This window comes from Motiliproteus sp. MSK22-1, from assembly GCF_001968815.1.
In the GTDB taxonomy this organism is placed as follows: domain Bacteria; phylum Pseudomonadota; class Gammaproteobacteria; order Pseudomonadales; family Balneatricaceae; genus Motiliproteus.
Map to the genome: position 1 here is coordinate 462,786 of NZ_MIEQ01000044.1, position 12,898 is coordinate 475,683.

Consider the following 12,898-nt stretch of genomic DNA (forward strand, 5'->3'; position numbering starts at 1 on the left):
TAATGGCATTTGCATTAACAGAATGCAGAATATTCACCGGTGAGTGCATTCTGGACGACCATGCAGTAATCATCAAAGACGGCCGGATCAACAAGCTGCTTCCCTCTTCAGATCTCGACTCGTCAGACTTCAACAACAGCCCGGGCACGGACAGCTCTCTGCGGGTATATCGCCTGAATGGAGAATTGCTGGCACCAGGCTACATCGATACCCAGGTCAATGGTGGTGCTGACGTTCTGTTCAATGATGCCCCGAGTGTGGACAGTATCAGAGCTATTGGTGCTGCACATCGACGTTTTGGAACGACCGCTTTTTTGCCAACATTGATCAGTGACAGTCGGGAGAAAATGGAAGCAGCACTGGCAGCAGCCAACCAGGCCATGACTGAACAGGTACCCGGCTGTCTCGGCGTCCATCTCGAAGGCCCCTTTCTCAATCTACAGCGTAAGGGAGTGCATCCTGAAGCAATGATCAGGCGCCCTGAGGCTGATGCGCAACAACTGCTGACCAGCCTTAAACGGGGTAAAACACTGGTTACACTCGCCCCGGAACAGATTCCTGATGGCTTCATTCACAACCTGGTGGAGTCGGGAGTCATAGTCGCAGCAGGGCATACAGCCGCAACCTATGACCAGGTCCGTCATGCGCTGAGTGAGGGACTGACGGGATTCACCCACTTATTTAACGCGATGCCCCCTTTGAACAGTCGTGAACCTGGGGCTGTCGGAGCCGCTCTGGAAGATAACAAGAGTTGGTGCGGACTTATCGTCGATAATCACCATGTTCATCCTGCCACTCTGAAAATAGCCATCAACGCCAAGCCCAGGGGCGGCATGATGCTTGTCACAGACGCCGTGCAGACAGTGGGGTCCGAGAACAATGATTTTGAGCTTTTAGGCCAGAAAATTGTCCGCCAGGATGGCCGAGTATCCACAGCCGAAGGTACTTTGGCAGGATCCGATCTGGATATGGCCAGTGCCGTAAGAAACTGTGTGCAGATCCTGGATTTAACGCTGGAAGAGAGCCTGCGCATGGCCTCGCTGTATCCCGCTCGATTCCTGGGACTGGCCAGTGATTATGGTCGTATAGGGCAAGGATTCAAGGCCAGCATGGTGTTGCTTGATAAAGACCTTCGAGTACGTGAAACCTGGATAGATGGCGTCAGCAGCAAGGAAGTGACTTAACCCACGAACGCCGACAGCCTGAACAAACCGTTGAACCATGCTGAACCATTAAGGGATACAGGCTCGACTCTCCCTGCCAGCGGACTATAAAGAGCCCACAAAGCAATCACAAAGCAACTATAGTGAACAAAGTATCATTTGAAGTAACGACCTTCTGAGACTTTGTTCATGAAGCAATGCAACCCAAATGCTTTTTGTAGAAAGTGCATTAGTTCAGCTTATAGAAAGCTCAAGGGAGCCCTTTATCAGAGTACCCGCGCTTGTCATGACAGGCCAGATGATTCTGCTCGCAGCATAAATAGCATATCACTCGGCTTGTGGTTACTGTGTTTTTGCCTGATCAGCACACCGCTACAGGCACATCACACCCCTTTGAAAATTGCATTTTTTACCACCCGTCAGGCTGATGATGCCTACTGGGGGCAAGTTACAGCTGCTATGTCAGCCGCCTGCAGGGATCTGGGTATCCAGCTTGAAGTATTTTACGCGGGTGGCAATCATATTACGCTGATTGAACAGGTCGAATCGGCGCTAAAATCTCCCCGGCGCTTCGATGCAATTGTAGTCCCGAACTTTAAGAAAACGGCCCATCGAAATATTAAGGCAGCCGAGCAATACAAAGTTCCTTTATTGTTGTTCAATTCTGAAATCAGCGCTGACCGACAACTCGAAATGGGGCTCCCGAGAGAACACTTTAACTATTGGATTGGTACGATAGTCCCCGACGAACGACAAGCCGGATATCGGTTGGCGGAGAACCTGCTCAAAGAGGCAGAAAAAACTCTGGACCATCCCGCCACAACCATGGTGGCAATCGGCGGTAATCTTGCCGATTTTTCATCCATTAATCGTCTGAAGGGAATGGAACAGGCGGTAAAGGAACACCCTCAATTACAGCTGCTACAAACAGTACATGCCAACTGGAACCGTAAAACTGCTGCCCAGATGTACCACAGACTCCACCAGCGTTATCCGAACAATACAGTAGTATGGACTGCCAGTGACCTGATGGCACTCGGAGTCCTGGACCAAGCCTCCACAGCACAAAGAACGGTTATTACCGGTGGTGTAGACTGGACTCAACAGGGGCTGGAATCAATTATCCAAGGCGAGCTGAGTTTCAGCCTGGGTGGGCATTATTTCAATGGAGCATGGGCCGCAGTAATGCTCTATGACTATTTTCACGGTCGGGATTTTAAACAGGAATCAGTGCGGATACTAACGCCTATGCTACCACTGGGGATAACCCAATCTGAAACAATCAAGCAGCTCCTTCACCAACGGATATGGGAAAAAGTGAACTTTCGCCTTTATTCTAAAGCACTAAACCCAGATATAACCCACTACAACTTTTCAGTACCAGGCCTGGAACCTGAATAGAAAAAACCTTTCCCGGCCAGGAAACCTAGGAACAAACCCATTAACGCCAAACACTATCTATTTGCTGAAGCCAGTCCAATGCCGAAACATATGAATATCGCTCCCCCAAACTGATTCAGCACGCGTCCTCCTTTCTGAGATATAAACCACTGACAAGCGACTTTGGCCAAACTGGCATATAACAAGTGGATAATAATAACCAGAATACTGTATGTGGTTACCAGAATGGCAAACTGCCCACCATAGCTTGAGGAGTAATCAATAAACTGAGGAAGCACTGACATAAAGAAAAATATTGCCTTGGGGTTTGTTATCTGAAGCGTCAGGCCTTCCAGAAACTGCACTCTTTTTCTCTTTCCCCTCCCGTCAACGGAATGAATCACAACTGAAGGCGACTTCCATAGTTTCACACCCAGATAGACAAGGTAGGCACCTCCTGCATATTTCATAAGAGTAAACGCCAGTAAAGAGGTGTTGAGTATCAATCCGATACTTGATGCCGATACAGCGGCAACCACAAATGTCCCTATTGAAATGCCTAAAATACCTCCAATTGCAGCAATCACACCCCCACGTAAAGTATTGGTTAAAGTAAGAATAACACCCGGCCCGGGACTCAGGACCGTTACCAGGGCAATAACCAGGAACAACAGATAAGACTCCATCACACTCTCTTCGAATTAGTTGGCAAATACGCAGCGTTGGTCATCACCCGTCCCCAATACAAATACTGGCTGGAGGATGCTTACTTTCCTGCAACCCAGAGCAACTAGTTAACCCTCTGAAAGCAATGGCCTCAAACGATTTAAAATGCTAGCTTTAGTTGAGTATTTCTCAATCGAAGCGATAACTAATGAACCGACCTCCACCTCTGAATGCCGTTTACGTTTTTGCAGTCTGCGCACGATTAGGCAGTTTTAAACTGGCAGCAGAAGAGCTTTGCGTAACTCCCGGTGCAATAAGCCGTCAGATTCAAGGACTGGAGGATTTTCTGGGATTTAAACTATTTGACCGCCAGCACAGAAAGGTGCTGTTAACTCATCCGGGTCAGTTATATTTCTCCCGAGTAGCTCCGGCTTTGACCGCGATTGAAGAGGCAGCAGAGAATATTAAGCCAGCTTCTGAACGCATTCCTTTACAGATTGAATCAACCCCAACATTTGCAATGCACTGGCTGATCCCCAGATTAACTGACTTTCAAACCCTTCACCCGGAAATAGAATTGCAGCTCAAAACCTCCTCAGGCCCGATCATTCTGCACAAAGACACCCAAATTTATATTCGGAGGGATCCTGCCCAGTTTTCCGGCCTCGAAGGAAAAGAGTTTATGTCAGAAGAGAGCTTGCTGGTCTGCAGCCCCTCATATGCCAGGCAACAGGGCACTATTAGAAAGCAGACAATCCCAGATTTACCGCTGATAGTCATTCGCTCACGTATCGATTTATGGGATAAATGGTTTCAAAGAAACAGACTGGACATTAATGCCGTTAAACAGCGAGTCATTTTTGATAATACAATTCTGGCAATCCAGGCCACTCTGGAAGGACTCGGAGTAGCGCTTATTCCGGCATTGTTTGTCGATGAATATATTCAGTCAGGAGCTCTTATCGAGGTGCCTGGTTCAAAAGCCCTGAATACAGGCAGTTACTCATTGATTAAACCACCAGAGCCAAGGGGCCAGAAAGATGCGAAATGGGTTATGGGTGCTTTTTCAGATTGGATTAGCACTATTGCCTCACGCCATTCGTGATAGCACTTCTTCTACAACAATAAATATCTGATCGAAGCGAGTATCAACACTGGTTGCAGCCAGGATAAGTCACGACCAGGATAGATCAGAACAAAAAATGGTTTTGTTGTCGGAACGGGCTGTATCGTCAGTCAACTATAGACTCAGAATTAACCCTGCAGCACAACAAAAACCATGTTGGCATTGCGCCATGCGTGAATCGCGATTCACATTTGAGGTTGCAGTATACAACTCCAAAATCAAGCGGACTTGGTGGATCGCAGATTAGGCTCAACAACCAAAAATTTAGAAACAGCAGATAAACGGCTGACCCAAAGCTGCTTGCGAAGCTTACGCGCTTCAGCTTTCTTCAATTGCTTATATTCAGCGGATAAACGCAGAAAGAATTCTTTCTCAGACTCACCCAGTGCAGGCTCGCTGATTTTCCAGTACTCGTCATAGTTGATCATTTTTAGATCCTCAAAAGTTTATAAAGAAGTTATAAATAGATTCTTGCTTTACCGTGCCACCTGTATTGTGCAGCACAGCAATCAGAATATGAGAGGATTTTAGTAATGAATACCGACATTAACAAACGAAGCTTTTTCAACATATTGATGAGAAAAACTCACCAATATTGAAAAAGAAATTAGCACTGATATTTTTAAAAAAACCAATTAATAACTCTGAATAACTTTAAATTTATCATAAAACTAACCACCTCATGTGGATTAAGTAACTTTTTTACTGAAAAATATAGATGAAGAGGCCGAGCTGTCATGAAAAATACTAGCGAAAGAATTCTCGTAAAGGTTTCAGAGAGATAGACAAGGGAATAAACTCCAGAACAGAGTTCAGATCGCACCAGGGGTACGGCAACCGACTCAGCCCTGCAAACATCAGTGACTGTGTCTCAGCGGGCAGTACAGCCATATGCTCAATGGAAATGATTAACTGACTTACCCGTGAACTTGAATCACCGACAAAATGCCAGTGGTATCGCCCACAGCCGATTCGAACATCTCCATTTTCCTTATCGTTCATTACCACCAACCATTTGCAAAACAACTCCTGATCGTAATCTTCCAGTGAATCCGTCAAACAATAGGTGTAAACATTTTCATAGGAGCCACTAAAGTTTCTGACCAGTACATCAGTGATAGCATCAAGCCCAACAACTTCTGATGGGAAAGAAATATTTTCAGTTTTCAGCTCCATTTTCAGAATTGCGGAGTCAGAAAAGACATTTTTCATCAAATGAGGTCTGTTTTCATCTTTGGCATGAATATAGTTTCTAACTAAAGCCTTATGAGTTTTCGTAATTCCATCCAACATTCTTTAAAGCACCTCTGGTCTCTATTATTTAGCGAACTGCGGCGTTCAAGCCTAAGGTTTTCAAAACAGCCATATTCATCATGACCGCCGCCAGGTCTTTATCCCGCCAGTTATATCCAAGCTGATAAGTACCTGTGCTTTGTCCATCAGTAACACTGACTTGAGCTTTGTATGCTGCGGCTCAACCCAGCTCTCCGCCTCAGCACGGAAACCGGCAAAGTACTCAACGTTCAGGCCAGCTCGCCAATACGTTCGATAGCCACGGCTATCATCGCCAGATGCTGGTTTGGTTGGGCTTTGATTTCAGCCAGCAACTCCTGATATCTGAGTTTATTCATGGACCAGCGACTGATCGTAATTTGATTGCCGGACTTCTGCAGTAACCGCTGCACGAGTTCTCTTATCAGTAGATCCATGTCTACCGACAATGCCTGCTTTGCCTTCCTGTACCATTTGTCATACAACGGCAGAGAATCCAGTGATCGACGAAGCCAAAAAAGATCCAGTTCGCCATTAATCCTGTAGTAAGTGGCAACTACCGTGCTGGGATCAAGGTTCTTTTCAGTTGAAATTTCAGCAATATCAAGACCGTGATAGAGGTAATCCAGAGAAGAGATTGCTTCTGCAATTTCCAAGGGTACCCCTCGGTGAGTCAGGTTCGTGACGTTCTGGTGGTATAACCCAACTTCCTCTTCCGTCAGCAGTTGCTGCAAATGATCCCGTACATAATCAACGGTACTTTGATAACGTTCAATGACAGCGCGGGTATTGAAGGCTTCATCTGCATGATTAAGAAGCCAGTATGCTGCTTTTTCTACGGGGTAATGCAGTTTCAGATGCAATTCCATCTGCAAACTGTTAGAGACCGCCATTCCCAATGCTTCAATTTTCTTCACGATATCCGCAATACCAAAGATACGACGAACGGCTGTATAGGATTTTACCCAGCGCGCAGTATCCGTTTTATTTTCTTCGAGCAGATAGTTACAGAATGTGGCCCCCATTCTATTCGCCACCTGATTGGTGATTTGAGCGGCCAGAATCTCTTTTCTTAACGGGTGATTTTGAATATATGAGGGGTAGTGCTGTCGTATAAGGCTGGGAAAGTAACTATACAGCTCTTCACGGATCAGATCATCGTCAATAATATCCGAATTCACCAACTTGCCGTACAGATGAGTCTTACTGTAAGCCAATAACACAGCAATCTCCGGGCGAGTCAGCCCCTGCTGGGATTTTATCCGCTCCTCCACTATCGCATCATCAGGTAGATACTCCAGCTGCCGGTTAAGCGTCCCCTCCTTTTCCAGAAGCTGAATCAATTGCAGATGCTTATCAATAAATGACCGGCTACTGTAATTAGACTGACTGAGCATCTTGCTTTGCTGATAGTTATTTTTCAGAACCAACTCAGCAATATCTGCAGTCATTGAATCCAGTAACTGGTTTCGCTGATTGTCATCAATCAGCTGATCCGCAAGCAGCTGCTGTAACAGAATCTTGATATTGACTTCATGATCAGAACAGTCAACACCACCAGAGTTATCAATCGCATCGGTGGTAACCAGTCCCCCATTTGTCGCAAGCTGAATTCTGGCCTTCTGAGTAAGTCCCAAATTTCCACCTTCAACCACAATCTTTGTATGTAGCTGATCAGCACTGACTCTAACTGCATCATTGGCACGATCACCGACATCCAGATCAGATTCATCACTGGCTTTAATATAGGTTCCAATCCCTCCATTCCAGAGTAACTCGACCGGCGCTTTTAATAGGTACTGGATTAATTGATCGGGGGATATACGGCTTTGTGAGGTTGGTATCCGCAACAGCTCCATAATCTCCGGACTAAGCTCAATACTTTTCGCTCGCCTTGAAAAAACTCCACCTCCAGCCGATATAAGCCTTGTCTGATAATCTTCCCAGCTACTTTGCGGCAGCTCGAACAACCGCTTTCGTTCCAGATAGCTGGTGCTGGCATCAGGATTTGGATCGATAAAAATATGTAAATGGTTAAAAGCACCAATAAGGCGAATATGTTCCGACAGCAGCATCCCGTTGCCAAACACATCACCCGACATATCACCAATTCCGACGGCAGTAAAATCACGGTTTTGACTATCAATACCCAGCTCTTTAAACAGTCTCTTGGTAGACTCCCAGGCACCTAAAGCAGTAATTCCCATTTTTTTATGGTCATAACCATTGGCTCCGCCGGAGGCAAAAGCATCCCCCAACCAAAACTCATAGTTTTTGGCGATTGCATTGGCAACATCCGAGAAAACAGCGGTCCCCTTGTCTGCTGCAACAACCAGATAAGGATCATCGTCATCGTAACGAACTACATTTATCGGCGGAACGACTTCGCCGCCTTTTAAATTATCGGTGATATCAAGCAAGCTGCGGATATACTCAGAGTAGCAATCAACAACCTGTTGTTTCGTTGTTTCAGCATTGTTTACCGCGCGGCCTGCAACAGCAGAACCTTTAACAACGAATCCACCTTTTGCCCCGACAGGTACGATAACGGCATTTTTTACCATCTGGGCTTTAGCTAATCCCAAGACCTCCGTGCGATAGTCCTCTTTACGATCAGACCAGCGAATACCGCCACGAGAGACCTTACCGCCACGTAGATGAACCCCTTCTACTCGAGGGCTATAAACAAACACTTCAAACTTAGGAACCGGCTGTGGTATGCCCTCGATATCAGCAGGAGAAAGCTTAAAACTGAGTCCTCTTTGCTGCTGGCAACAATCATTCAACTGATAGAAGTTGGTTCGCAACATTGCATTAAGAACCGACAAATAACTGCGCAGAATACGATCCTCATCTCGAGAAACAACCTGTTCCAGTTGCTCCAGCACCTTGGCCTGATGCTGCTTGATACTATCAAGGCGCTTTTTTTCTTCAGTAGATGACCCCGGGGCGAATTTAGCCGAAAAAAGGGCGACTATTGAACTGGCAATCAACGAATATTTGGTCAGAGTTTCAGCCATATATATTTGACTGAAAGGCACCTTAATCTGGGATAGATATTTAGCAATCGCCCTAAGTAAAACTAACTCGCTGATATTCATTTCAGCTTTAGAGATTAGTCGGTTAAATCCATCATTCTCAACCAGGCCATCAATAACCGCGACAAACAGCTGTCGAAAATTGGTCTGCAGTTCGCTGTTGGATGCCAGATCACCAACAGCATTGTGTAACAAGAAGTTAATTTGCCATGAATGACCTTCAACACAACTCCCCTTCTCTACACTGCTTTCTGTTTCAACACTTTCTGTTTCAACCGGATTGGCAACTGAGTCAGCTGAAGAGCTGCTCTTGGTCCCCTCCGATTCCGTCAGCAATGTACTGGCGGAAAGTACGCTGACGCCCATATTCTCCAATACCGGCAGAACCTCAGATAAGGACAAAACCTCTCCATTGCCCCGGACACAAAAAACAATTTGATCTCCCTCGTTACCCCCCCGGGAAAATCGGCACCCCCTGACAGTAGGTAATTGTAAACCCTTGCCTTGCAGCTTGTCGGTAGAAGGATTCTCACTGTCTTTATTATTATTCGTTTCGATACGTGCCATCATGATCACCCAGATGTCATAGCGCTGTTAAACAGATCGTTGCAGCAGTATTTAATTAACCGGCGCTATACGACGGCCAATACCAAAAAAGTTGTTGTAAATCATACGATCAGCTTCGGCCTCGTGGATGTCTTTGAGGGCGAAGCGAACTTTCGTCCCCGGACCTCGCTGCGATATCCGTGCAGCATCCAGCGATGTGACACAGCCAATCTTTGGATAGCCTCCAATGGTCTGGCGGTCTCGCAGCAAGATGATCGGCTGTCCATCTTTAGGGATCTGTATCGCACCGTATGAAATACCTTCCGAGATTATTCCATCAAGAGAGCTGTGAACGGGTTCACCCGATAGTCGATATCCCATACGGTCAATATCTGCACTGACTTCATATTCACTACTAAAGAACTTGCTTATCTCAGCTTTAGAAAAACTGTCGCATTGATAACCTGGAATGACGCCCAGCGTAATAGGTGCCTGATAATCAGGAATAAACTGACTCGGCACACTGGTATGAGGAAGTGGATGTGTCGGTTTGTAATTAAGCAGATCTCCAGGCGCTAACTTCTTCCCATCAGAGCGCAACCCTCCTATCTTTTCCCTGGACACCGTTGATGCGCTGCCTAACTGCTGAGGGAAATCAAATCCCCCTTTTACCGCCAGATATGCCCTTAAACCATTAACAGCGGTATTGAAAGCAATAAGGTCACCACTATCAACCGGATAGCTGAACCAGGGTTTAATTCGCTTACCATTAATGCTGGCTCCGAGATCTCCTCCGGTGATCGCTATTGTCGTCGGCTGCTGAACTTCCAGGCTGAGCTGACCAATGGTGATTTCCAGTTGCGCAGAATCAAAAGAATTGCCTAGCAGGCGGTTAGCCCAAAGAAAGGCATGTTCATCCATGGGTCCACCGGTGGTCACTCCAATATGCTGGTAACCAAAGCGACCAAAGTCTTCAGTAACAGTCATTAGCCCCGGATTGATCACTTTAAATGCCATTACAATCGCCCTCCCAGAGACAGATATTCTTTCCGGTCAATTTCAACAAACTTAACCAGATCCCCCATATCCATAGGTGTAAGAGAGCTTTTTTGAAAATCCAATAACTCAATGGGAGTACGTCCCAGAATCTGCCAACCTCCAGGAGAATCGCTGGGATAAATAGCCGTTTGAGTATCAGCAATACCTAAGCTGCCGGCAGGTACTCGGAGTCTTGGGGTATTTTTTCTCGGCATGGCAATTCGTTGATCGGTATTACCCAAATACGCAAAACCAGGACTGAAGCCAATGGCGTAAACCGTGTACAGCTGTTGCGAATGTATAGTTACAATTTCATCGCGACTCAGATGGCACCGTTCAACAATATCTGCGATGTCCAACGCCACTTCATCACCGTAATAAACCGGTATTTCTATAACGGCACCCTTTTGATCGCTGAAAGTCATGCCATCAATGTCAGCCAGCAAACCTCTCAGCTGTGAATGAAACCAGAAAAAATCAGCCTGAGTGAGATCGTAAGTCAGGTGAATGGAGTTATAGGAGGGAATAATGTCCACCACATAGCTGAACAGGTCCTGTCGTATTCGATAGGTGGCAGCCTTTACTTTCCGGGCGACCAAACGATCGATACCATCGCCCATGTAAACAATCAACGAATCTTCAGAAAGGGGCTGAATTTTCATATATCCCCCGACTAAAGTACGCCAATAGATTCACGAATATGGCGGGCAGCTGAAACAGCCTGCTCATTGTCACCATGAACACAGATGGTATCTGCCTTTAAAGGAACTGACAGCCCTCCAAGAGAGGTCACTTTGCCTTGCCGGACAATCTCCAGCACTTGTTGTTCTATCTGCTGCTGATCCTGGAGTACTGCGCCCGGCTGATTGCGTTTCACCAGGTTGCCATTGTCATCATAGGCTCTGTCCGCAAAGGCTTCGAAGAGCAGCTGCAGGCCCTTGGCATCAGCCAGACGCTCGACAGCATCACGGTCAGACTTGGCCAGGACAACGAGCGCCAGTTCCCGGTTATAGTCTGCAACCCCTGCCATCACTGCTGTCAGGACATCGGCATCCTGCATCATCTTGTTGTATAGAGCGCCATGAGGTTTAACGTAGGAAATCCGGGTTCCATTAACCCGACAGATACCATCCAGTGCAGCGATCTGATAAGTCACAATCATTTTTAGTTCTTGAGCTGAGCAAGTGAGATCCCGCCGACCAAACCCTAGCAAATCCGGATAACCTGGATGTGCACCGATCTCCACCTTATTGTCTAAAGCCATTCGCACCGTCAGATCCATTGTCATTGGATCTGAGGCATGAAAGCCGCAGGCAATGTTAGCCATGTCTATATAAGGCATCACTTCCGCATCCATGCCTTTGCTCCAGCTACCGAAGCTTTCACCCATATCGCAATTCAATTTCATTATTTTTTTCCTCAAGGTTTTTCTCCTGACACGGGCCAGAAGAACCTCGTTTGCGTCGTCTTAAAACAAAATATCCATTTCAAATGCATTTTACAAGCGTTTTGTATGCGTATTGACTTCAAAAAATATTTGCTATAACTTAGATAGTGCACACCCCATAAAAAAAATTACTCAATCGGAGTTACTGCAATGAACAACCTTGTAAAAGCGGCGGCCGCTGCGACAGCCCTACTGCTAGCAAGCTCTCCTGCGCTATCTGCTACCAAATGGGATATGCCGACACCATATGGTGATGGTGTTCACCACACTAAGAATGTTCTGGCGTTTGCTGAAGACGTAAACAAATTGAGCAACGGAGAGTTGCAGATAAAAGTCCACTCCGGTGCTTCACTGTTTAAGCATGGCGAAATTCATCGCGCTGTCCGCACCGGACAAGTCCCGGTTGGTGAGCTGTTTATGGGGATTCTGGGCAACCACGATGAGATTTATAAAGTTGACAACATCCCTTTCCTGGCCACGGACTTCACTGCCGCGAAAAAACTCTGGGAAAGCTCAAGAGCAGCTGTTGAGAAGAGTCTTGCCAAAGACGGACTGAAGCTACTTTATGCCGTGCCTTGGCCACCACAGGGAATCTACAGCAAGAAAGAAGTCAAAAATATTGATGACCTGGCGGGCAGTAAAATGCGTTCATACAGCCCGACATTGTCGCGTCTTTCCGTACTGCTGAAAGCAACCCCAACAACAGTACAGACACCCGAGATTCCACAAGCCTTCAGTACCGGGATGATCGACGCCATGATCACCTCTCCCTCTACCGGCGTAAGCAGTCAAGCATGGGACTACGTCTCCTATTACAATGATGCTCAGGCCTGGATTCCAAAAAATATGGTCATTGTCCATAGCCGCAGCTTCAAGCGACTACCTAAGGACGTACAGCAAGCCGTTATGAGTGCAGCCGCCACAGCAGAAAAACGTGGATGGGATATGGCCCGTAAGGAAACTGCACAAAAAACCGAAACCCTGACCAAGAACGGCATCCAGGTTACCGAGCCTGATTCCAAACTAAAATCAGATCTGGCCGGCCTCGGTGAGATTATGACCAAAGAGTGGGCTAAGGCAGCTGGCAGTCAAGCCGGTGAAGTTCTGGATGCATACTTTAAGTAAACAAAAGCAGCAACTGAAAACCCGGGAGGCGTAACAGGCCCGAGCAACCCTGAAGAAGGGGTGTGGTCATTTCTGTGAGAGTCCGTACAACAGCATC

The 12,898-nt window shown here is 46.6% G+C and carries 11 protein-coding genes; 4 read left to right on the plus strand and 7 right to left on the minus strand.

Features of this window, described 5'->3' with window-relative positions:
• Window positions 1–2 precede the first annotated feature (2 nt).
• Complete coding sequence (nagA, locus tag BGP75_RS12700; RefSeq protein WP_076718961.1) at window positions 3–1,184, plus strand: N-acetylglucosamine-6-phosphate deacetylase; 1,182 nt, start codon at window positions 3–5, stop codon at window positions 1,182–1,184.
• Window positions 1,185–1,556: 372 nt separating this feature from the next.
• The gene (locus BGP75_RS12705; RefSeq protein ID WP_076718962.1) at window positions 1,557–2,564 is read left to right on the plus strand and encodes an ABC transporter substrate-binding protein; all 1,008 of its coding nucleotides are present in this window, start codon (window positions 1,557–1,559) and stop codon (window positions 2,562–2,564) included.
• A 53-nt stretch (window positions 2,565–2,617) separates the two neighbouring features.
• Here the strand turns inward: BGP75_RS12705 and BGP75_RS12710 are convergent, their stop codons facing one another.
• Window positions 2,618–3,229, minus strand: a complete 612-nt coding sequence (locus BGP75_RS12710; protein WP_076718963.1) for a LysE family translocator — start codon at window positions 3,227–3,229, stop codon at window positions 2,618–2,620.
• A gap of 188 nt (window positions 3,230–3,417) precedes the next feature.
• Here BGP75_RS12710 and BGP75_RS12715 point away from each other — a divergent pair, with 188 nt between their 5' ends.
• Window positions 3,418–4,314: a LysR substrate-binding domain-containing protein gene (locus BGP75_RS12715; protein WP_076718964.1), complete on the plus strand. Its 897-nt coding sequence runs from the start codon at window positions 3,418–3,420 to the stop codon at window positions 4,312–4,314.
• A 239-nt stretch (window positions 4,315–4,553) separates the two neighbouring features.
• Here the strand turns inward: BGP75_RS12715 and BGP75_RS12720 are convergent, their stop codons facing one another.
• From BGP75_RS12720 to BGP75_RS12745, 6 genes are all read right to left on the minus strand, one after another.
• Window positions 4,554–4,763 (minus strand): hypothetical protein, encoded by a 210-nt coding sequence (locus BGP75_RS12720; RefSeq protein WP_076718965.1) that lies wholly within the window; start codon window positions 4,761–4,763, stop codon window positions 4,554–4,556.
• Between the two features lie 319 nt (window positions 4,764–5,082).
• A complete protein-coding gene (locus tag BGP75_RS12725; protein WP_076718966.1) occupies window positions 5,083–5,628 on the minus strand; it encodes a hypothetical protein in 546 nt (181 codons plus the stop codon).
• Between the two features lie 230 nt (window positions 5,629–5,858).
• The gene (locus tag BGP75_RS12730; RefSeq protein ID WP_083704790.1) at window positions 5,859–9,215 is read right to left on the minus strand and encodes an NAD-glutamate dehydrogenase domain-containing protein; all 3,357 of its coding nucleotides are present in this window, start codon (window positions 9,213–9,215) and stop codon (window positions 5,859–5,861) included.
• Window positions 9,216–9,263: 48 nt separating this feature from the next.
• Window positions 9,264–10,208, minus strand: coding sequence for a biotin-dependent carboxyltransferase family protein (locus tag BGP75_RS12735; protein ID WP_076718968.1), 945 nt, complete (start codon window positions 10,206–10,208; stop codon window positions 9,264–9,266).
• Window positions 10,208–10,891, minus strand: a complete 684-nt coding sequence (gene pxpB, locus BGP75_RS12740; protein ID WP_076718969.1) for a 5-oxoprolinase subunit PxpB — start codon at window positions 10,889–10,891, stop codon at window positions 10,208–10,210. Before pxpB ends, BGP75_RS12735 begins: the two co-directional genes overlap by 1 nt.
• Window positions 10,892–10,902: 11 nt before the next feature.
• Entirely contained in the window at window positions 10,903–11,637 is a 735-nt protein-coding gene (locus BGP75_RS12745) for a 5-oxoprolinase subunit PxpA (protein ID WP_076718970.1), read from the minus strand.
• Between the two features lie 189 nt (window positions 11,638–11,826).
• On the opposite strand from BGP75_RS12745, the gene BGP75_RS12750 reads away from it, so the two are divergent.
• The gene (locus tag BGP75_RS12750) at window positions 11,827–12,801 is read left to right on the plus strand and encodes a TRAP transporter substrate-binding protein (RefSeq protein ID WP_076718971.1); all 975 of its coding nucleotides are present in this window, start codon (window positions 11,827–11,829) and stop codon (window positions 12,799–12,801) included.
• Window positions 12,802–12,898: the final 97 nt, after the last annotated feature.

What these genes read in the sequence shown, in the direction of transcription:
- nagA (WP_076718961.1), top strand. Translation starts at nt 3, where the DNA reads ATGGCATTTGCATTAACAGAATGCAGAATATTCACCGGTGAGTGCATT.
- BGP75_RS12730 (WP_083704790.1), bottom strand. Translation starts at nt 9,215, where the DNA reads ATGATGGCACGTATCGAAACGAATAATAATAAAGACAGTGAGAATCCT.
- BGP75_RS12715 (WP_076718964.1), top strand. Translation starts at nt 3,418, where the DNA reads ATGAACCGACCTCCACCTCTGAATGCCGTTTACGTTTTTGCAGTCTGC.
- BGP75_RS12735 (WP_076718968.1), bottom strand. Translation starts at nt 10,208, where the DNA reads ATGGCATTTAAAGTGATCAATCCGGGGCTAATGACTGTTACTGAAGAC.
- BGP75_RS12710 (WP_076718963.1), bottom strand. Translation starts at nt 3,229, where the DNA reads ATGGAGTCTTATCTGTTGTTCCTGGTTATTGCCCTGGTAACGGTCCTG.
- BGP75_RS12750 (WP_076718971.1), top strand. Translation starts at nt 11,827, where the DNA reads ATGAACAACCTTGTAAAAGCGGCGGCCGCTGCGACAGCCCTACTGCTA.
- BGP75_RS12725 (WP_076718966.1), bottom strand. Translation starts at nt 5,628, where the DNA reads ATGTTGGATGGAATTACGAAAACTCATAAGGCTTTAGTTAGAAACTAT.
- BGP75_RS12745 (WP_076718970.1), bottom strand. Translation starts at nt 11,637, where the DNA reads ATGAAATTGAATTGCGATATGGGTGAAAGCTTCGGTAGCTGGAGCAAA.
- pxpB (WP_076718969.1), bottom strand. Translation starts at nt 10,891, where the DNA reads ATGAAAATTCAGCCCCTTTCTGAAGATTCGTTGATTGTTTACATGGGC.
- BGP75_RS12720 (WP_076718965.1), bottom strand. Translation starts at nt 4,763, where the DNA reads ATGATCAACTATGACGAGTACTGGAAAATCAGCGAGCCTGCACTGGGT.